Below are 20,243 nucleotides of genomic sequence, written 5' to 3' on the forward strand. Positions count from 1 at the left end.
TTAAACTGAGGAATAGTCCATCGGCTTCGCATATTCGCATAATAGATACGTTAGGAAACGCAATGATTTGGAATAAAAAAGACATAGGGAAAGAGCTTGTAAAAGAGCTTACACAAAATTACGGCTGCGATGCCTTAACCGCCTCTATTCTTGTCAGAAGAGGCATTATTAACGGTGAGGACATCCTCTTTTATTTGGAAAACGATCCGAGGTTTTTTCATAATCCTTTTTTGTTTAAAAACATGGAAGATGCGGTTGACCGTATTCTAAACGCAAAGGATGAGGGCGAAAAAGTGCTTATCTTCGGAGATCGGGATGTTGACGGCATTACCGCAACAACCGTTTTGTACGAAGCCCTCATTGATATGGGGCTTGACGCGCAATGGCGAGTTCCCTCCGGCGATGAAACATACGGGCTTTCAAATGAGGTTATCGATCAATTTGCGGAAGACTACGGCACGCTGATCATTACGGTTGACTGCGGTATTTCCAACATGGCGGAAATCGCCTATGCCGCCGAAAAAGGAATCGACACCATTGTGGTTGATCACCACACCCCGCAGGAAACACTGCCGCCCGCCGCCGTTATCATCAATCACAAAATAGCCGACTGCGGGTACCCGCAGACCGATTTATCGGGCTGCGCAACCGCATGGAAACTTGCCGTCGCCCTGCGCTTTAGCCGCAGCGAATTGTATAAACAGGAAATTTGCCTATTAACCATTGTGCCCGAAAACGAGGCATATACGGTGCATGTATTAAAGCTCCTCAATATGGTAGAGATTGACAGAATTGCCGAAACAATTATTCCGGGCATGGTGCGTTTTGACCAAACTCGGCTTTTGGCATTTTTAAAAGGGCAGCAAATTTTTGTTTGGGACGGGCCCTTGCAAAAACGCTTGTTCGAAAAAGCATTCGGAAAGAATTTTGAGCTGCAATATTATGATTTGCAGCCCGACATAAGCAAAAAGTTTCCGCAAGTTTCGGGTATGAGCCTTTTGCGTTTAAAAGACCTTTCACGAATCGGACGCTATCATAAAAATAAAAATGATGAACTTGACGGGTTTATGAATCTCTTTATTACCTATGTGCAGCAAACGGAAAACTTGTTTACGGAAAGGGAAAAACGGGAATTGCAGTTGGTAGCTCTTTCCACCATTGCAGACCTTATGGAATTGCAAGGGGAAAACAGAATTATCGTAAAGCAAGGCTTGGCCGCCATGAGTACCAACCCCCGTGAAGGGCTGAAGGAGCTTTTGGCAAAGCAAAAACTGCTTGGCAAAAAGCTGAGTACCGATGACATCGGCTGGCAGGTAAGTCCGCTTATCAATGCAACCGGCAGAATGGGAAAACCTGAAACAGCAATAGAACTTTTCCTTGCAGACACCGCAGAAAAACGGAACGAAAAAGCGAATGCAATTATTACGATGAATGAGGAGCGGAAGCAGCTCGGGGCGGAAGGTTGGGATATTGCGGAACCGCTTGCGCGGGAAAGCCTTCCCCGATTTAGCGGAAATCTTGCGATAGCGGTCAGCGATAAAATCCATCGGGGAATAACGGGCATACTTTCCAACAGACTCGCCAATACCTTACAGGTGCCGGTTATCGTTATCTGTATTCTTCCTGACGGAACGGCAATCGGCTCGTGCCGCTCAGCCCGCGGCTATCATCTGCTTGCGCTTTTGGAGCCCTCCGCCGACTTGTTTTATGATTACGGCGGACACAATTTTGCCGCAGGGTTCAGCTTGGCAAAAGAACAGCTGCCCGAGCTTTTGCACGCTTTTGAACTGTATGCCGCCGCAATGGAATTTTCTGAAGACGGCGAAACAGAAGAGCTTATCATTGACGCCGAGCTGCCGCACGAATATTTAACCCCGAAACTTTTAGAGCTGGCTGACCTTTTTGAGCCTTACGGAGAAAAGAGCCCGAAGCTTTTATTCACCGCTTCAAATATAAAGATACTCAATGTCTCGGCGTTGGGAAAAACCGAGAAGGTACATTTAAAACTCACCTTGGATTGCGGCACATACAAATGGCCTGCGCTGTATTGGAATGCGGTTGAAAAATTGAACGTTGATTTTGCGGTCGGCGATTCCGTTGATGCGGTTTTTACCATTAACCGAAACAGCTTTAACGGTACCGTAACTCCGCAAATGATTATTCAGGATATGAAAAGAAGTGCCCATGCGTAAAATAGTTTTTTCGATTATCTTTTTGTTCTTTTCTCTTTCTTTTGCAATAAGCGATAAGGCGGCAAAATTGCCGGAAAGCGGCTGGCACATCACAATGCCGGAAAAAACCGCTCAAGGGGATTTTATTGCAATTTCCTTTGAGTCCTCCGCCTCGCTTGGAAATGCGGCGGTAACACTGTACACCCCCGCAGGAAAAAAAGCAAAAACAGTGCAAGCCTTCCCGCTGGATAAAACTAAGAAAAAATTTTTAGCACTTTTCGGTATCTCTATTTTTTGGGAAGAGGGAATGTGGCAGCTGGAGGCAAAGGCGCTGCGGCAAGGAAAGCCAATTCAAAAAAAGGCGGAACTTTTTATTGCAAAAGTGAATTTTCCAAAAGAAGAGATTTTTTTAAACGCAAAAAATACCGGTATTGCCCAAAACAAAAGCCCGAAAAAAAAAGCGCAAACGGAGAAGCTTACCGAAGTGCTTTCCGCAGTGAATAAGGATGCGCCCGTATTTTTAGGCCCCTTTATTATGCCGATAAGTTTACGGCGCAGAACATCCGAGTTCGCGGAAGCGCGGGTTTTTAAGTATTCAAACGGCAAACAATCCGCAAGCTATCATTGGGGAATTGATTTCGGCGTACCGATCGGAACACCGGTCAACGCTCCCGGCAATGGCAGGGTTGTACTTGCCGAAAACAGAATCACCACCGGCTGGACGGTCGTACTTGAACACTTTCCGGGAATGTACACCCAATATTATCACTTAAGCAAGCTGCACGTAAAACAAGGGGACATCGTAAAACAGGGCACCCTCATCGCGGCAACCGGAAACACCGGCTTATCAACCGGTCCGCACCTGCACTGGGAAGCACGAATCAACACAACCCCCGTCTCGCCCGACGCACTAATGAAAAAACCGTTCTACCCTGTTGGGGAATGAAGCAAAACCTACGCATAAACAAGGGCAAGATCGCGGCGAAACATAGCCTTGAAAAACACAGACTAAAAACCCTTCGATAAAATACTCGGCAACACCATACGCATACGGGCGAATTTTTTCATTTTTTACATCAAGCATTAAATGAAAAAACCGGGCTGTCCATTCCAATTGTACCGCCTCTTCTGCGAAAACCCAGCAACGTTATTCCCTAACGTCCATAAGTTGCTTCTTGTGCACCCCCAATCGGCGCCACAATTTCCACTACCATCCCTTTCGCACAAACCACTGCTGCGTCCGTATTTACTGTCGTATAAATTGTTTTTCAGTTGTGGTAGTCAGGCGATAGTATGCTTTTCAGTCTCGTGTTTGGTTTTAAGGTTATCAAAAAAGGCAGGCAAAACTTGAGAACTTCATTTTGCCTATGGTAAATTACTCACCGTTGCTAAATTCCAAACGATGTTTTGTCTGATACTTTATTGTAAACAGGCAAAACTCGTAGACGAAATAAAGCTGGTGTAGCGTTTTGTAATTAACTTCCTGTTATAAAATTTAGAGTATCAACAATAAGGGGCTGCGGATTTAAGCATTCCTATGGTAAGCTACTCACCCTTGCGTCGTGTCGAGCTCATTTTTGTAACAGGAAGCTTTAAAACTCGCAAGGTTAAGTTTTGCCACGGACGGCAAAACTCAGAACGGGCACGGACGCCCGTGGTTCCATGCAGAAGCGACGTTTTAAAGCAAAGTAATTTACCAAGCTTTAAAACTCGTAGGTTAAGTTTTGCCACGGACGGCAAAACTCAGAACGGGCACGGACGCCCGTGGTTCCATGCAGAAGCGACGTTTTAAAGCAAAGTAATTTACCAAGCTTTAAAACTCGCAGGTTAAGTTTTTGACAAGGACGGTAAAACTCAGAACGGGCACGGACGCCCGTGGTTCCAAACAGAAACGATGTTTTAAAAGCACAAGCTTTTTCCAAGTGCTTTTAAAACTCGTGGTTAAGTTTTTGCCACGGACGGCAAAAACTTAACCGTTGTGTCGGAATCTTTTTTAAACATCATTGAATATAAATAGAGGCAGAGTGTTAGTAATCAAATGTGCTCTTTATCTTGCGATTTTTTTTGTGCTTGTCATTTGTTTTAATCGGAATTATAATAAAGTTATAATAGAGGCTTTACTACTTTATCATAATTTTGATTGCTTTTTACGAACGAGGTTTGATAATTGAAAAATTTAGGATTGCTTTTCCGTTATGCGAAGGGCTTTTTTCTTTGGTATGTTTTTGCTTTTGCCTGCACGCTGCTTTCTCGAATCTGCATGGCATCTCAGCCGCTTTTGATAAGGCTCTGCATTGATTCGGTTATCGGCGATGAGCCGGTACCGCAGAATTTGCTTGCATCTGTTCTTTCATCAATTGCGCCTTTGGGGAAGAACATCAAATCGCTTTTTGTTATCGGCGGGGCAGTTCTTGCGTTTGTAAGTTTTGCAGCGATACTTGATTATCTTAAAATTATTTTTGGAAATACGGCAACCGAAGGTGTTGTGAAAAAGTTGCGCAATACCTTGTACAATCATATCCAGCTTTTACCGTTTTCCGCACATGTGCAAGGAAGCACCGGCAATTTAATGCAGCGCTGCACCTCCGATATCGATACTGTCCGCATGGCGCTTTCTTCGCAAATTGTTGACGCATTCAGCTCGTTTTTTTTTATTTGTTATATTGTGTATCTGATGTTCGGTTTAAGCAAAAAACTTATGTTGCTTTCGCTTTGCATTATTCCGATTATACTTTTGTTTGCGCTCTTTTTCTTTAAGAAGATTCAAAAAACTTTTAAAGCGGCTGCGGATGCGGAAGCGGTTATGACAACCGTTATTCAAGAAAATCTTACCGGTGTTCGAGTGGTAAAATCATGCACCGCACAAAAATTTGAAATTGATAAGTTTGATGCTAAAAGTTCCGCATACCGTGATTGTAATTTTCAGGTAAACAATGCCTTTGCATTATTTTGGAGTATTTCGGATTTTCTTTCGTATGCACAAGTTTCTTTTGTTGTTTTGTACGGATCGGTGCTTGCCTTTCATGCCGAAATAAGTCTCGGTACTTTAATTGCTTTTATCTCGTACATGATGCTGATTATCTATCCGGTGAGAGGTTTGGGAAGACTTATTTCCAATATCGGGAAAGCGGCTGTCTCCGCAAAAAGAATTGCAGAGGTTTTGGATATGCCGATTGAATCGCTTTTTCCTACCGGAGAAAAACCGGAAATCAAAGGCAACATCAACTTTGATTCGGTGAGTTTTTCGTATCCGCAAAACAAGGCGCTTGATTCTGTTTCATTTGAAATACACGCGGGAGAAACAATCGGTATTATGGGACCGACCGGCTCGGGGAAAAGCAGTTTGGTGCATATTCTTACCGGCTTATACGATATTGATTCCGGCAGTATTCTTATTGACGGAATTCCGATACAAAAAATTGATAAGGGTTTTTTACGTTCGCAAATCGGGATTGTGTTGCAGGAGCCTTTTTTATACGCAAAGACAATTATGGAAAATATTAAGTTTGCACTTCCCGAAGCTCCCGATGAACTTGCCATTCGCTATGCAAAGCTTGCAAGCCTCCATGACGAGGTTATGCAATTTGATGATAGTTATAAAACTCTAGTCGGAGAGCGCGGGGTTTCATTATCGGGTGGACAAAAACAGCGCCTTGCGATTGCACGCACACTCATTAAAAATTCTCCGGTGATTATTTTTGATGATTCGCTTTCCGCAGTTGATACTGAAACCGAGCACAGTATTCAGCAAGCATTGTCGGAGTTTCAAGGAAAAAAAACGATTATTATTATTTCGCATCGTATTTCAACAGTCAGCAGCGCAGATAAAATTATTGTATTGCAAAAAGGAAAAATTGTTGAGCAAGGCAGTCATCAGCAGCTGCTTGCCGAAAACGGTTTGTACAAACGCATGTATGATATACAAGTTAAAATCGAAACTGATGAGGCGGAAAACAAAACCGAATAAAATCCGCATCGGATAATGCCGCGCACTCATGTATGATATAAGGAAGATAAAAACATTATGGAAGAATTTGATACCGATGAACAACGAGGGTTAAAAAAAGAACTCTGGGCAGGGGCGCTCGCCGAACTTAAATTTTACAAAAAAAATTTTATTGCTGTTCTTGCATCGGGAGCAGCGCTTGGAGTTTTAAATATTATCTCCCCCCTTATTACCCGCTATGTGATTGACTCAATGGTAAAAGAAAAAAACATGGCGCTTTTTTATCCGCTTGTTTTTTCTACCTTTGCCTATGTGACAATTACCGCCGTCATTGTTTTTGTGTACATTCGTTTGGCGGGCAATCTTGAAATTAAGCTTTGTTATAATTTACGCAAAAAACTTTTTCGTAAACTCCAAACGCTTTCTCTCTCTTTTTATGATAAAAATGCGGTTGGCTGGCTTATGGCGCGGATGACATCCGACATCAATAAACTTGCGGGAATACTTGCCTGGGGACTTACTGATTTGGTTTGGGGAATTTTTATGATGATTTCGGTTGTGGTTGTTATGTTTTCGCTGCATGCAAAACTTGCCCTGCTTTCGCTGATGAGCATTCCCGTTGTTGCGGTCATTTCGTTTTATCTTAGAAATAAAATATTGCGTTCGGAGCGAAAGGTGCGCAGTATTAACTCGCAATTAACCGCAGCCTATAACGAAGATATTCAGGGAGCGATGACAACTAAAGTTTTGGTGCGCGAAGAATACAACGCAAAAGAATTCTTAGAGAAAACCGAAACAATGCGCACAGCGTCAATGCGCGCAATTCGTTTGTCGGGATTATTGATGCCGATTGTGCAAATAATTGAATGTGTCGGCATGGTTATCGTTATTGTATACGGAGGCTCATCGGTTATTACCTCCGCTCTTTCGTTCGGAACCTTGGTTGCCTTCCTCAGTTTTGTAACCATGTTTAACGAGCCCTTTGTCGGGCTTGCCTACTTGTATGGTGCGCTTATTTCCGCCCAAGCCGCAGCGGAACGCGTGTTCGGTTTGCTTGCGGAACAGTCGGATATTAAGGACAACCCTGCAATAATCGAAAAGTACGGCACCGTGCTTGAGCCGACCAATGCGCCCCTGCCGAAGATTATCGGTAATGTAAAATTTGAGGCAGTTTCATTTTGGTATAAAAAAGAAGAAAGTATTTTAGAAAACTTTAATCTTACCGTACAGGCAGGGCAAACTATTGCGCTTGTCGGTGCAACCGGTGCAGGCAAATCTACCATCGTTAATTTGCTTTGCAGATTTTATGAGCCGACGGCAGGGCGCATTCTTATTGATGGAATCGATTATACACAAATGCCCGAAACATGGGTGCATCAAAACCTCGGGTATGTTTTGCAGTCGCCGCAGCTTTTCAGCGGCAGCATAAAAGAAAACATCCGTTATGGGAATCCGAATGCAAGCGATGAGCAAATTATTGAAGCGGCAAAAATAGTTAATGCACATTCTTTTATTACGGAAATGGAAAAAGGTTACGACACCGAAACGGGCGAAGGCGGCGCAATGCTTTCCACCGGACAAAAGCAGCTTATCTCTTTTGCGCGAACCCTTGTGCGTGATCCGAAACTTTTTGTGCTTGATGAGGCAACCGCTTCCATCGACACGGAAACAGAGCAAAAAATTCAACATGCAATTTCAGCAGTGCTTAAAAACAGAACTTCGTTTATTATTGCGCACCGCCTTTCCACTATCAGAAATGCGGATATAATCCTTGTGATAGAAAACGGAACCATGAAAGAATGTGGCAGTCATTCGGAGTTGATGAAACGGAAAGGACATTATTACCGGCTGTACACGCGTCAATTTCTTCGGGATGCTATTTCGTAAAATTAGGCTAACTTACAAACTATGCGAAAAACCGATCAGGTTTTTAAAAAATAACTTGAAGGAGTGTATGCGGTAACCGTAATGCTTTTTCAGCAGGTGACAGTTCGCCGGTGCAGCGTTTTGTAATTAACTTCCGGTTATACAAATCGGGGTATCAACAATAAAGGACTTGCGGATTTAAGCATTCCTATGGTAAATTGCCCACCGTTGTCAAACTCAGAACAAATTCAAACGATGTTTAAAAGCATCAATACAAAATTATAAAATTGAAGCTTTTAAACTCGCAGCACTGATTTAATCAAGAATACTAAAAATCAGTGCGTGGCGGTGGTTCCACGCAGACAGGTTTAGGTTTTGCCACGGACGGCAAAACCTAACCTGGGCTCTTTTTTATAAAATTTTTTACGATTTGGTAAGATGTATTAAAAAACGCTGTAATAGTACAAGGGGACCTTTCCCATATTCCGCCAAGGTCGCGATTATTTTTCAATGCAGAAAAATAATGCCGTTTGAGTATTTTTTATTCTTGTTGACTTTTTTAGCGAATATGCGGATATTTATAGTATGGGAAAAAATATTGATGTTGTCGAGAAGGACGAAAAAATGCTTGATGATACTGTAGATCAGGAAATAAATGAGACAAGCATGGGAAAAGATAAAACACAAGAAGAAAAGGTAGTAAACGAGAAAGATACACCTAAAAAAGGTAAAAAAAAGGATAAAAAAGATCTTGTCTCCATTGATGAGTTGCTTCCGCCGAAGGTGCATGTTATTTCGCTGACCGGAAGACCTATTTATCCGGGGATTTTTACCCCTATTTTGGTAAACGAAACAGATGATATAAAATCAGTTGAAGAAGCATATAATGGAAGCGGTTTTATCGGTTTAAATCTTATTAAAGAAGAAACTCAAAATCCTTCTATTTCCGATTTGTATGAGGTTGGCTGTGTTGCCAGAATTATTAAAAAAATAAATTTGCCTGACGGCGGATTAAACATTTTTATCTCTACGTTAAAACGCTATCGAATTCGAAAAACGGTTAATGAATCAAAACCGATGGTTGCAGCGGTGCAATATCTTGATGATGAAGAAGAAAACACCATAGAAGTAAAAGCTTTGGTGCGGGGCCTTATCGGTGAAATGAAAGAGCTTTCAGAAAACAATCCTCTTTTTTCAGAAGAGATGCGCCTTAATATGATAAATATTGACCACCCCGGCAAGATAGCGGATTTTATCGCAAGTATTTTGAACATCTCTAAAGAAGATCAACAAAAAATTTTGGAAATTCTCAATGTTCGCAAACGAATGGAAGAAGTTTTGATTTACATCAAAAAAGAAAAAGATTTGCTTGAAGTGCAGCGGAAAATTCAAAATGATCTTGATAAACGAATAGAAAAAAATCAGCGCGAATATTTTTTACGGGAAGAGTTGAAATCTATTAAATCAGAGCTTGGCTTGGTAACCGATCCTAAACAGCGAGATGAGGATAAGTTTAGAAAACTCATAGACTCCTTTCATTTTGAGGGGGAGGTAAAAGAAACGGTGGAAAGCGAGTATGAGCGGCTTTGTATGACCGATCCGAATTCCCCGGAATATACGGTAAGTAAAAATTATTTGGAAACTATCCTTGCGCTTCCTTGGAATGAACCTGAAAAAGAAGAATATGATTTAAAAACCGCACAAAAAATTCTTGATGAGGATCATTACGGACTTGAAGATGTAAAAAAGCGCATGATTGAATATCTTGCAGTACGGAAACTTCGCGGGGATACCAAGGGGTCGATAATTCTTTTTGTCGGACCTCCGGGAGTTGGAAAAACTTCAGTAGGAAAATCAATTGCCAGAAGTATGAATAAACCCTTTTTCCGTTTTTCAGTTGGCGGCATGAACGATGAGGCTGAAATAAAAGGACATCGCAGAACCTATATCGGCGCTTTGCCGGGAAAAATTTTGCAGGGTTTAAAAGTGGTAAAAACAAAGGCTCCTGTTTTTATGATTGATGAGGTTGATAAAATCGGTAACTCGGTACGAGGCGATCCCGCAAGTGCTTTGCTTGAAGTGCTTGACCCTGAACAAAATATTGCATTTAGGGATCACTACTTGGATCTGCCCTTTGATTTGTCGAATATTATGTTTATTCTGACGGCAAATACGACCGACACTATTCCCCGTCCGCTTTTGGATCGTGCCGAAGTTATTAAACTTTCAGGGTATATTGATACCGAAAAAGCGGAGATTGCAAAGCGGCATTTAATTCCCAAAACTTTAAAGAAGAACGGATTACAGAAGTCCCAGGTACGGTATAATAAATCAGGATTGTTATATCTTATCAATTCATATGCACGGGAAGCGGGAGTGCGTAACCTTGAAAAGAATCTTGATAAAATTCATCGCAAGCTTGCAACTCAGTTGGTGCTCGGTGAGCGAGAAACCAAGGATGTTTTTGTACCGACAAAAGAGAATCTGGAAAGTTTTCTTGGCAAACCGGTGTTCCGTGATGATGATATAAAAAAGGCAAGCACGCCGGGAACAGCGGTTGGTCTTGCTTGGACAAGCTTAGGTGGCGACACTCTTTTAATTGAAGCAATTTCTACACAAGGAAAAGCAAGCTTTAAACTTACCGGACAGATGGGAAATGTTATGAAAGAATCTGCGGTGATTGCATGGTCATGGGTACGAAGCTATACAACGGAAAAACAACTTGTCGATCCTGATTGGTTTGAAAAGCATCAAGTGCATTTACATATTCCGGAAGGAGCAACTCCGAAAGACGGTCCGTCTGCGGGAATTACCATGACAGTAACGCTTTTATCCCTTTTAACTCAGCAAACGATAAAACAAAATCTTGCAATGACAGGAGAGCTTTCATTGACCGGACAAGTGCTTGCAATCGGCGGCTTAAAAGAAAAAACCATAGCTGCCCGGCGAAACGGTATAAAAGAGATTATTATTCCGCATGCAAACTTGCGCGACCTTGAAGAAATCCCCGATCATATTAAAAAAGGAATCTCCTTCCATCCGGTAGAAACGATGGATGAAGTTGTCGCCCTTACCTTTGCAAAACAATTTGTACCGATGAAATAACTCAAGGTTTGCAGAACAATACAAAAATCGGCTCAATAATTATACGAATCATAAAAAATTTTATAAAAAGAGTCCCTGTTTAGTTTTTGCCGTCCATGGCAAAAACTAAACCACGAGTTTTAAAGCTTTGTAAATTATCTTGCTTTAAAACGTCGCTTCTGTTTGGAACCACGGGCGTCCGTGCCCGTTCTGCTTTTGCTATCCGTGTCAAAAACTAACCCACGAGTTTTAAAAGCACTTGGAAAAATTTGTGCTTTTAAAACATCGTTTCTGCGTGGAACCACGGGAGTCCGTGCCCGTTCTGATTTTGACATCCGTGTCAAAAACTAACCCACGAGTTTTAAAACTCCCTGTTATAAAAAAGAGTCCGACACGGCGCAACGGCGAATCCTTGGATTTTCTATCTTTGATTCGCCTACGGTGAGCAATTTATCATAGGGGTGCTGAAGCTGCATGCCTCCTGTTGCTGTTCCGATAGGTATAAAAGTGGAAGGATATAATAAACGTACAGTCAAAAAAGCCCCTAAGGTATATAATAGGGAATAGTAGGAGGATACTATGCGACGTTATAGTCAAGAATTTAAACAGCAGGCATTACAACTGTCTGATGAAATCGGCACAAAAGAAGCGGCGAAGAATCTCGGTATTTCATACGGGACGCTGACTGATTGGCGAAAAACGAAAAATCGCTATAAAGCAAGCGACGGAGCTGCAACGGCAAAAGCTATCGTTTTGGATGAGCGAGAGAGACAGCTCCAACGCGAAATCAAAGAGCTCAAAGAAGCCAACGAAATCTTGCAAGGCGCACTCGCTTTTTTCGTGAAGGGCTGGAAGAAGTGAAAAAAAGCACTATCTTTGCATATATTTTTTACACGTATGAAAATGCCGACGGCAAAAAAAGCCATCCGGTTTTGTCGATATGCAAAGCGTTAGGCGTCAGCGAAAGAGGCTATTACAAATGGAAACAAAATCGTAATAAACCGAAACGCTGGCAGCTTCTTCTGGCCGAAATACATAAGATTATCGAGGAAGATTATTACAATGATAATTATGGCGTTGTGCGAATGGTGAGCGCTCTTAAGCAGCGAGGCAATCCCAAGTCGTATGCGACGGTACGAAATGCCATGAAAAAGGGAAATCTCCTGCATGAAAGCCGCAGAAGTCCTGACGGACTTACCAAAGCGGATAAAAAAGCGCAACGACCTGAAAATTTAGTAAAGCGAAACTTTTATGCATCAGAACCGGATACACTCTACTTCACGGACATAACAGAAGTTCCCTGCGCTGACGGAAAATTATACATCTGTCCGATGTTCGATGCCTGTGGCGGAGAGATTGTCTCGCTTGCGATGGATAGTAATATGAAAAAAGAGTTGTGCATACGAGCACTAACCGAAGCGTTTGAAATGAGGCAGCCTGGAGCCGGAGTCATAGTTCACAGTGATGCCGGAGGCCAATTTACAAGCATAGCGTATAAACAAACGCTTAGAAAATTCAGAGCTATCCAAAGCATGAGTGATGTTGGAAAATGTTATGACAATGCGCGCATGGAAAGTTTTTTTGCAACACTAAAGAAAGAACTTTTATATAGAATCGATACAACAAAGATGATGCGGGAACAAGTGAAAACGCTTGTATGGCAATACACCATGGTCTATTACAACCGGAAAAGAATCAGTACGGTCAATGAGGATGGTTTACCGCCGACACTGTATCGGCTGAAAGTCACAAAGAAAAAGAATGGAGTGGCTTGAACATACATTTAGGGGATAAAAATACTGAACTGATATTGACATTTCCAAAGCGACTTAATTACAAAACACCACACGATGTATATCGGTCGGAGGTTATTTTTCAGTTTGTTGTAGTAGGGCAGAGTAGGGGCGGGGTTCTATGTCTTTTTCAGACAGCCCGAGTTGCGTGAAAAAATGTTTAATAAATTGTTTTGCTTTTTCTATAAGTGATGGACTACATTCTGTCTGTGGAATGAGTATTTCTATTTCGATGAAATCCCCAAGAGGGGGAATGTTTGACAGTTCGACATGAAGGGGATAGGTTTTTCCTTCAAGTACACAGGGGATTTTAGAGGTAAAAGATTGTGTGTGTTTTTCTTTTGTCAATTTGCGGGTAAAGCCGATGTTTTGCAATAGCAGGGTGAAGGCGGCAAGACTTTGCGGGAAAAGTTCAAACTCAAGTTCGGTATTAACCTCAATATTGTCTTCGATTTTTTTTTCTTTTTGGGTAATGAATACATGCTGCGGCGTACCGGTTGATTCCTGTACGCGTATTCTAATGCACTGCGTTTTTAAACACCAATACGAATCTTTTTTTATATATGCGGTGTTGAATTTCGCATTGTGCAGAATTTTTAAGCGCATATCTTCGCGATCATGCACTCGTGCTTTTAATTCAATTTCCTGCATTTTAGATTGACGTTGCTTCACTGTTTTAAATCCGGTGTTAGTTTTTGTTTACTCTTATGCGCCGCAGCATTTCGATAGAGTAGGGTAATCTCTTCCGAGGTAAGTTCTCTGCAATTTCCGGCTGCAAGGGACGGGTCAAGTTCCAGCCCCGCCATGCTCACCCGTTTAAGATACGTGAGTTTAACACCAAACGCAGTGCACATTTTTTTTATCTGGTGATATTTACCTTCGGTGATATGTATTAAAAAAGCTTGTGCATTTTTGGTGTGTATGTTTTCGGTTAGTTCAAGGGCTGCCGGCAAGCAGGTGTATCCTGTGTGTAGCAGAATTCCTTGTGCAAGTTTTTCGGTAAAATTATGTATCTCGGTTTCGGTAAGCGGGCGTTCAAGCTCAAGGTAATAGGTTTTTACACAGTTTGACTTCGGTGCGGTTATTGAATGGGTTAAGTTTCCATCATTGGTAATTATCAGTAAGCCTTCGGTGTCAATATCCAGCCTGCCGATAGGGAATAAATCCATCGCATTAAATGGAGCGGGCAAGAAGTCCATTACCGTTTTATGGATCGGGTCTTTAGTTGAGCTAACACAGCCGGCAGGTTTATGCAGCATTATGTAAACGGAAGTGCGTAATTGTACCGAAATCCCGTTTACGGTAAAGGTATCCTTTGTAGGGTCTATGTGCTGCGCAGGATTGATGCAGCGTACGCCGTTAATACAGCAATTGTTTTTTTTCAAAAAAACTCGCACATCCTTTCTTGAACCGTATCCGTTACTTGCTAATATCTTATCAACTCTCATCGTTATTTAAAAAAAAGTTTCTCAGTGATTTTTATTTTCCCCGTACTGCATGGCTACATAGCTTATTGAAAATTAGAAAGGTACGCATGGAGTCTTTTGTCCATACCGACTGTAATTAACTCCTTAATACCATCACCATCGATATCGATGAGTCCCGCATTTCCTGTTCCCTCAACAGGGAAACCTTGCACCGGCGCCAAATCGCCAAAGTACGCATAAAGCGCATTGCCGCCGCCTGAAACCAGTACTTCTTCTTTGCCGTCCTGATTAAGATCTAAAAGCGTCATACAGTAATCATCTGCGATGCCGCCTTTGAGTGGAATAGAATCTTGAATTGAACCGCTTTCATCTATTTTCCATAAAAAACCTTCATTGGAAATAAGATAAAAGCAGCGATGTGTTTTAGAATATACCGGTGGAATTTTACAAACCGCATTGACTGTGAGCTCAAAGCCGGCAGTATCAGTTTGGTCAAGCGGGGTTAGGCGTACCTGACCATCTTCGGTAACAATAAACAACATCGCTTTGTTTTTGTTATTTCTGATTACAAGAGGTTGTACGGCGGTTATTGCGGCTGCCGGAATTGGCCAGCCGTCTATGATGTTGCCTTGCTTGTCAAATAAATAAATAGAACTTTCAAAAGAGCGCGGAATTGCCGCAATATAATTTTCAAAGCAGACGGGGCTTGCTTTCATTTTGCTGTGCATTGGCTGAGAGCGCAGTATTTCTCCTGTTTCATGGATGAATAATAATTCAGCCTCTTTTTGCAAAGGAACAATGAGCATGTCGTCAAATGCGGCAGGGGCAGCGGCAAACTTTTCTCCGGTCATCAAAGGAAACGGAGCTGCGGGATGCAGGTTTTGATTAAACTTATATACGCTTCCCGCAGCAGAGCTGGCCCAAAGAGAGGTTATTTTTTCTCCTTTCATTACCGCTGAAATTCCTGCGGTGCCGTCAAGCGGTAAGGTATCTAGCAAGGCATTTGACAGATTCATATTGCAAATATTTTTTCCGGATGCCCATAGAGCGCGCGGCGTGTTTTGCGCATCTCTTCCTATAATTAGAGGAGAATCGGGAGATGTGGGTAAGGTAATCGGGAAGCCCACTATTTCTGTTAATGACTTTGCATCGCTTTGGCGAGCTGAAAGTTCAAGTGTAATAGTATTGTCTGCAGAAAATGTAAGGGAAGCGATACCCCGTCCATACATTTTTAATACCGATTGCAGAGAATCACTTCCTTTTAAAAAGAAAGGAATGCTTCTTTCGAGGGTATAATAAATCAATGTAGATGTTTCCGGTGTTGTGTTAAGGATTTCTTTCCATTTTTGTGTTTTTACTAAGAGCTTGCCTTCATCACTTTCCCTTTGTGTAAGTCGTAACGCTTCCGCACTGGTGGATAAATAAATAAACCCATCCTTAATAAGATAAAAGGGCTGAACCAACTCTATTTTAAACAAACGCAACAGTCCGCTAAGCCATGCGGGAAAAACAATCCGAGGAATACGCACCCCGTCAACTACCGCGGATATATCCTGATTAACTAATATTGATTTATAAATGCGTTCAAGCGATTGTTTGCACGCCTTTTCATCCTTGACAGCAATAAAAAATACCGGTGCGCGCACATTTTCGCAGGCAAAAACTCCTAATTCGTCTCCCATCCATGAGAATAAAAGTTGCTCAATATTCTGCCCAAAAGCAAATCGTGCCGCCTTGTCCGCTTTTTTATATGCGGCTATGATATCTTTCTCTAAGAAAGGCTCAAAATTATTCCATAAGAATTGAGGCTCGCCAAGATTGAGCAGGGAATAATAAGCAACGGATGATGGAAGCTTGGCAAGAATCGCAGGAATATGGGATTTTCTTTGTAATAACGCCTGAACATTTTGGTTATCACTTTTCCATGATGTATGGACAGACACGTTTATTGACTCATCCTCAATTGATAAATCGGCAACAGATACGGCGGGAAAAGTCATTTCCTTTTTGAGTCCGGCAATATAGGTATTTTGCTCACCGAGTTTTTCGATAAGGTGATTTGCATCGGTTAAAAAACGCAGGGTTGTATCGGAGCCTGTATGGAGGGTTTTTGCAAGCCGCCTTATTTCCTTATTTTGCACCTGGACAAAAGCGCTGTCAAAAAGCTCATAGGAGTTTGCCGCTATGATAAGATTTTTATGCAAACCGATATAGAGTTTTTCTTTTTGTGAAAGTGTATACTCCCAATAGCTATGCTTACCGTCATTTTGCCATTGCATTTCTTCAATCGGGTTTTCCAAATCCGGATAAAGTTTGCGTATAAGCGGAAGAAAGGGCGTGAGTACGGAGCGTATTCCGATGTCCGCAATACCAAGCATTGATCCGTCGGCATAACGCGCTACATCAAGGCGGATATTGGCAAGTCGTAAAAAACTCTTTGAACGAAAAAAAGGATTTGAGCGTAAAGAACGCACTGTGCCGCGCAGAGAAGCATTGTTTTTATCTTGTAAGAATACATCAATTGCTTTTAGATGCAATACCTTTTGGGTAAAAGATCCGATTGAAGGGATGCTGACATAAGAAGTAAATTTCTCCGGAAAATGCGCTACCGGATCTGTTCTGTTGATTAAAGAAAAAATCACCAAGCCTGTAAGTAGAATAAAAAGAGCTGCAAAAATAATCCCCAGCGTTTTAAAGAGTGTAAAGAAAAAACCTCTCTTTTTCTTATTTTTAGTTTTTCCGCCGTGGTACTCGGTTTGAATATTGTTTTTTTCCTCACCGAGCTCCTCTGCGTTTTTATGAGTATTTGTTTGTACATGAGAGTTCGCAGTTGTATTTTCATGTGCAAGCATTGCCTCATCGTGGCAAGTGTTCATAGATTCGTTTTCAGCGGATTCTAAATGTTCTGTTTGATTATTTTTTTCTGTGGTCATAGTATACTCCCTCTAAGTTCCTTCGGGAAGAAATATTTTTGCATTTTATTTATAAAACATAAAAAGAATAAAATATTTTCTTTTTCTATGCAATAGAGGAGATAAAATATTTTATCGTTAAACCGAATTTCACACTTCATCGAAACAAGTATTTAAAAGTTTTATTCCAACCAAAATATCTTATCAGGAGCTTTTTCTTGTAAGAAAATCTTTTTATACCGACCGGACGGTTCAACACGAATATCATCGGGAAAATAACCGGTATGCAAAAACCAGACAACATCAAGGAGGTCATCAAAAGAGTCCGAATAAGCATATCGATAATACAGCTGCGCATCTTCAAGAAGTTTTTTCCTTTCAGGATCTGTCCCTACATCGGGATCAATCGCCGCGCGAATATTACTGCGCAAGCCTCCGTACCATGCATGAGTAACAGAAAGCAAATTCAGTTTTTTAGACTCATCCATTCGATAAAGCTCGTATAAGCCGGCAATCGATGGAACAGCGGTAGATATTTTATATTTATCCGCTTTTACAAGCGGCGACCAGGTGAGGATATAATATGCGTTTCCCTTATGCTCTTGTTTTATTATAGAAGGGTTCATTTCAAACATGGAAACAAGTATACCGTATTTATAAAAAAATGCCTATTGTTTTATATGACGCTGATCGTAAAATTAAGTTGTAAATTTTAGATTCTCCATCTTGACTTTTTTCCTTATTTTGATATAATACCTCCTGTTTTCTACCTGCGGCGATGGTGGAATTGGTAGACACGCTAGCTTGAGGTGCTAGTGCCGCGAGGCATGCTGGTTCAAGTCCAGTTCGCCGCAAAAAGCTCCGAAAAATTCGGAGCTTTTTTTTATTTCCGCTTATATTGTACGCCGTATCATAATTTCTAATATTCTTGCTAAAATTACTACTGTAGCGTTTTGTAATTAGGTTCCTGTTATAAAAATCGGCGTATCAACAAAAAAGACTTGCGAATTTCAGCATTCCTATGGTAAGTCTACTCACCGTTGCTCAATTCCGAACGATGTTTTGCCTGACACGTTATTGTAAACAGGCAAAACTCGTAGGCGAACCAAAGGTAGCAATTCCAAGGGGTTCGCCCTTGCTCAATTCCGAACGATGTTTTAAAGCATCAACACAAAACTGCAAAATTGAAGCTTTAAAACTCGTTGGCGAAGCGGAGGCAAATTATTAACGCTTCGCCCTATGGTAAGTTTACTCACCGTTGCGCCGTGTCGGGCTCTTTTTTATAAAATTTTTTACGATTTGTATAAAATGTATTAAGAAAAATAATTGAATTATCAAAAAAAACGCTGTACTACTGCAAGCCTAAAAGCTTTAATTTTATAATTTACTATTGATGATTCTCCCCATCGTTATAAGGTTTTGCCGATTTTGCTTTTTACAGTATAATGATAGTTGTTTTTTTCATGTATGTGTTGTATGCAGAAAAAGAGTACGCACAAAGTGCTGCCGTCTTTTGAATCCCGTTTTAGAGTAGCGAAGTTAGAGTGAATCTCCAAAACTTCGCTTTTATCCTGCAAATCGGATTCGGAAGCAGTACAAGCATGGTTTTCTCTGTGCAAATTGTTTTTAGTAATGGTTAAAAAAGCAATCGTATAAAGCAAGTAAGGGAGCCTTAAAAAAGATTTAGATACTACCGAAAAATAAGGTTTTCCTTGATAGATAATAGAATCTTTTATGTATACGCTTTTTCTAAAAACTCGGGGAGTTTTTAGAGATTTTCTACAATAGCTCGAAAAGCTTGTTTTGCCATTTAAGGTTTAATAAAATAATACGAAAACCGAGTTTTGTAGGAACACGTATGGATTCATCACTGAATGACTATTCAATTTATCGGAACGCTTATGGCATAATTTGACCACTTTCCTGTTTTATCCCCTGTCATCATTGTAAGAATCCGACATGCAAAGCGATTGGGTAGCCTTTTGGTGTTATGTTGTTTCCCGCACTACCAGTTCCGGTACGATTGTTATATTCTCATTTTGTATGCCTACTAAAGCTTCAAGTGCAAGAATGAGTGCAGCCGCTCCAGCAACTTGTGAGCGCTGTCTTATAGTGGAAAGAGCGGGCTCCATGAATTCCGCTACGGCAAAATCGCCATAACCGAGAATTGCAATATCATCGGGGGTTTTTAATCCGCTTTTTTTGATTGCATTGACAAGACCTATTGTCGTTGTGTTTCCTGCCAGGCAAAAAACCGCATCGGGACGTTCCGATAAGCGGGAAAAATATTCAAGCGACTTATATCCGCCTAAACCGTCAAAGAATGAGGTTTCGTATACAAGATTTTTGTCATATTTAATACCCTCTCTTTCCAAAATTCTTCTATAGATTAAAAATCGCTGAGAAAGCACATCATCAAACTGATTCAGATCTCCGTGCAGGGTAATCAAGCCAATTCTTTTATATCCGGTACGCAACAAGTATTCTACACCGAGACTTATCCCCTTATCATGTGCCAAAGATACTGAAAGGGCATCGCTTGTTGCGGTTCCCACCGAAACACAAACCTTTCCCCTGCGCCGGAATAATTCCCGTATTTTAGGATCCAATCGGATATTGACACAAATAACCGCTTGTACGGAATTTTCTTGTAAAAGCTTTCTCAAGATATTATTTGTCCGCTTTCCCAAAAATCGGGTTACAACAATAGTCGGCACAATTCTGACGCCAAGTACGGAAAGCATTTTTTCAATACCGGTAAATAATTGTAAAAAGGCATAGCTTGTTGCATCGGGCACAATAATCATCAGCGGAATTGACTCCATGTTTTTAAATAGTTTGCGGTACTGCATTGTTTGCAATGTTTCCAGCACAAGTTTGACAACTTTTACCGGTAACGCAGATGGCGTAATCATTGCTTCTAAAATGGTTTCTCGCGAAAGCTTGGTTTTTTGTTTTATATCGAGTAAGGTACTCATCATACTTGATAGTATACACAGTTACGGGTATTATGAGAATAGCTATCGGATTATAAAATTCTATAA

General features: G+C 41.2%; 11 protein-coding genes, 1 tRNA gene and 1 pseudogene. 8 read left to right on the top strand and 5 right to left on the bottom strand.

What is annotated here, in order from left to right; genetic code table 11:
* Window positions 1-62: 62 nt before the first annotated feature.
* The 7 genes and pseudogenes from recJ to FUT79_RS07325 all read left to right on the top strand — a co-directional run.
* On the top strand, window positions 63-2,192 hold the full coding sequence (gene recJ, locus FUT79_RS07290) for a single-stranded-DNA-specific exonuclease RecJ (RefSeq protein ID WP_002694879.1): 2,130 nt from the start codon (window positions 63-65) through the stop codon (window positions 2,190-2,192).
* A complete protein-coding gene (locus FUT79_RS07295; RefSeq protein WP_024753580.1) occupies window positions 2,185-3,117 on the top strand; it encodes a M23 family metallopeptidase in 933 nt (310 codons plus the stop codon). Before recJ ends, FUT79_RS07295 begins: the two co-directional genes overlap by 8 nt.
* 1,221 nt (window positions 3,118-4,338) lie before the next feature.
* Entirely contained in the window at window positions 4,339-6,138 is a 1,800-nt protein-coding gene (locus FUT79_RS07305; protein ID WP_148889450.1) for an ABC transporter ATP-binding protein, read from the top strand.
* A 57-nt stretch (window positions 6,139-6,195) separates the two neighbouring features.
* Complete coding sequence (locus tag FUT79_RS07310; RefSeq protein ID WP_148878902.1) at window positions 6,196-8,004, top strand: ABC transporter ATP-binding protein; 1,809 nt, start codon at window positions 6,196-6,198, stop codon at window positions 8,002-8,004.
* Between the two features lie 564 nt (window positions 8,005-8,568).
* Window positions 8,569-11,088, top strand: a complete 2,520-nt coding sequence (lon, locus tag FUT79_RS07315) for an endopeptidase La (protein ID WP_024753582.1) — start codon at window positions 8,569-8,571, stop codon at window positions 11,086-11,088.
* A gap of 558 nt (window positions 11,089-11,646) precedes the next feature.
* Complete coding sequence (locus FUT79_RS07320; protein ID WP_024752184.1) at window positions 11,647-11,928, top strand: transposase; 282 nt, start codon at window positions 11,647-11,649, stop codon at window positions 11,926-11,928.
* Window positions 11,910-12,842, top strand: a pseudogene (locus tag FUT79_RS07325) (IS3 family transposase); the annotation flags it as partial. The gene FUT79_RS07320 and the pseudogene FUT79_RS07325, both read left to right, overlap by 19 nt.
* A 93-nt stretch (window positions 12,843-12,935) precedes the next feature.
* On the opposite strand, the gene cyaB reads toward FUT79_RS07325, so the two are convergent.
* From cyaB to FUT79_RS07345, 4 genes are all read right to left on the bottom strand, one after another.
* On the bottom strand, window positions 12,936-13,532 hold the full coding sequence (cyaB, locus tag FUT79_RS07330; RefSeq protein ID WP_024753584.1) for a class IV adenylate cyclase: 597 nt from the start codon (window positions 13,530-13,532) through the stop codon (window positions 12,936-12,938).
* Window positions 13,529-14,314, bottom strand: coding sequence for a pseudouridine synthase (locus FUT79_RS07335; protein ID WP_024753585.1), 786 nt, complete (start codon window positions 14,312-14,314; stop codon window positions 13,529-13,531). Before FUT79_RS07335 ends, cyaB begins: the two co-directional genes overlap by 4 nt.
* Window positions 14,315-14,370: 56 nt before the next feature.
* Window positions 14,371-17,220: an FG-GAP repeat domain-containing protein gene (locus tag FUT79_RS07340; RefSeq protein WP_002694856.1), complete on the bottom strand. Its 2,850-nt coding sequence runs from the start codon at window positions 17,218-17,220 to the stop codon at window positions 14,371-14,373.
* 161 nt (window positions 17,221-17,381) lie between these two features.
* Window positions 17,382-17,834, bottom strand: a complete 453-nt coding sequence (locus FUT79_RS07345) for a hypothetical protein (protein ID WP_002694852.1) — start codon at window positions 17,832-17,834, stop codon at window positions 17,382-17,384.
* 137 nt (window positions 17,835-17,971) lie between these two features.
* On the opposite strand from FUT79_RS07345, the gene FUT79_RS07350 reads away from it, so the two are divergent.
* Window positions 17,972-18,053: transfer RNA gene (locus FUT79_RS07350), tRNA-Leu, on the top strand.
* A 1,134-nt stretch (window positions 18,054-19,187) separates the two neighbouring features.
* Here the strand turns inward: FUT79_RS07350 and FUT79_RS07355 are convergent.
* Entirely contained in the window at window positions 19,188-20,180 is a 993-nt protein-coding gene (locus FUT79_RS07355; RefSeq protein ID WP_148889452.1) for a substrate-binding domain-containing protein, read from the bottom strand.
* Window positions 20,181-20,243: the final 63 nt, after the last annotated feature.

This window comes from Treponema phagedenis, assembly GCF_008153345.1.
Taxonomy (GTDB): domain Bacteria; phylum Spirochaetota; class Spirochaetia; order Treponematales; family Treponemataceae; genus Treponema; species Treponema phagedenis.

Bases quoted from the DNA above. Each gene is read 5' to 3' on its own strand.
- recJ (WP_002694879.1), top strand. From the start codon at position 63: ATGATTTGGAATAAAAAAGACATAGGGAAAGAGCTTGTAAAAGAGCTT.
- FUT79_RS07295 (WP_024753580.1), top strand. From the start codon at position 2,185: ATGCGTAAAATAGTTTTTTCGATTATCTTTTTGTTCTTTTCTCTTTCT.
- FUT79_RS07310 (WP_148878902.1), top strand. From the start codon at position 6,196: ATGGAAGAATTTGATACCGATGAACAACGAGGGTTAAAAAAAGAACTC.
- lon (WP_024753582.1), top strand. From the start codon at position 8,569: ATGGGAAAAAATATTGATGTTGTCGAGAAGGACGAAAAAATGCTTGAT.
- FUT79_RS07320 (WP_024752184.1), top strand. From the start codon at position 11,647: ATGCGACGTTATAGTCAAGAATTTAAACAGCAGGCATTACAACTGTCT.
- FUT79_RS07340 (WP_002694856.1), bottom strand. From the start codon at position 17,220: ATGACCACAGAAAAAAATAATCAAACAGAACATTTAGAATCCGCTGAA.
- FUT79_RS07345 (WP_002694852.1), bottom strand. From the start codon at position 17,834: ATGTTTGAAATGAACCCTTCTATAATAAAACAAGAGCATAAGGGAAAC.
- FUT79_RS07355 (WP_148889452.1), bottom strand. From the start codon at position 20,180: ATGATGAGTACCTTACTCGATATAAAACAAAAAACCAAGCTTTCGCGA.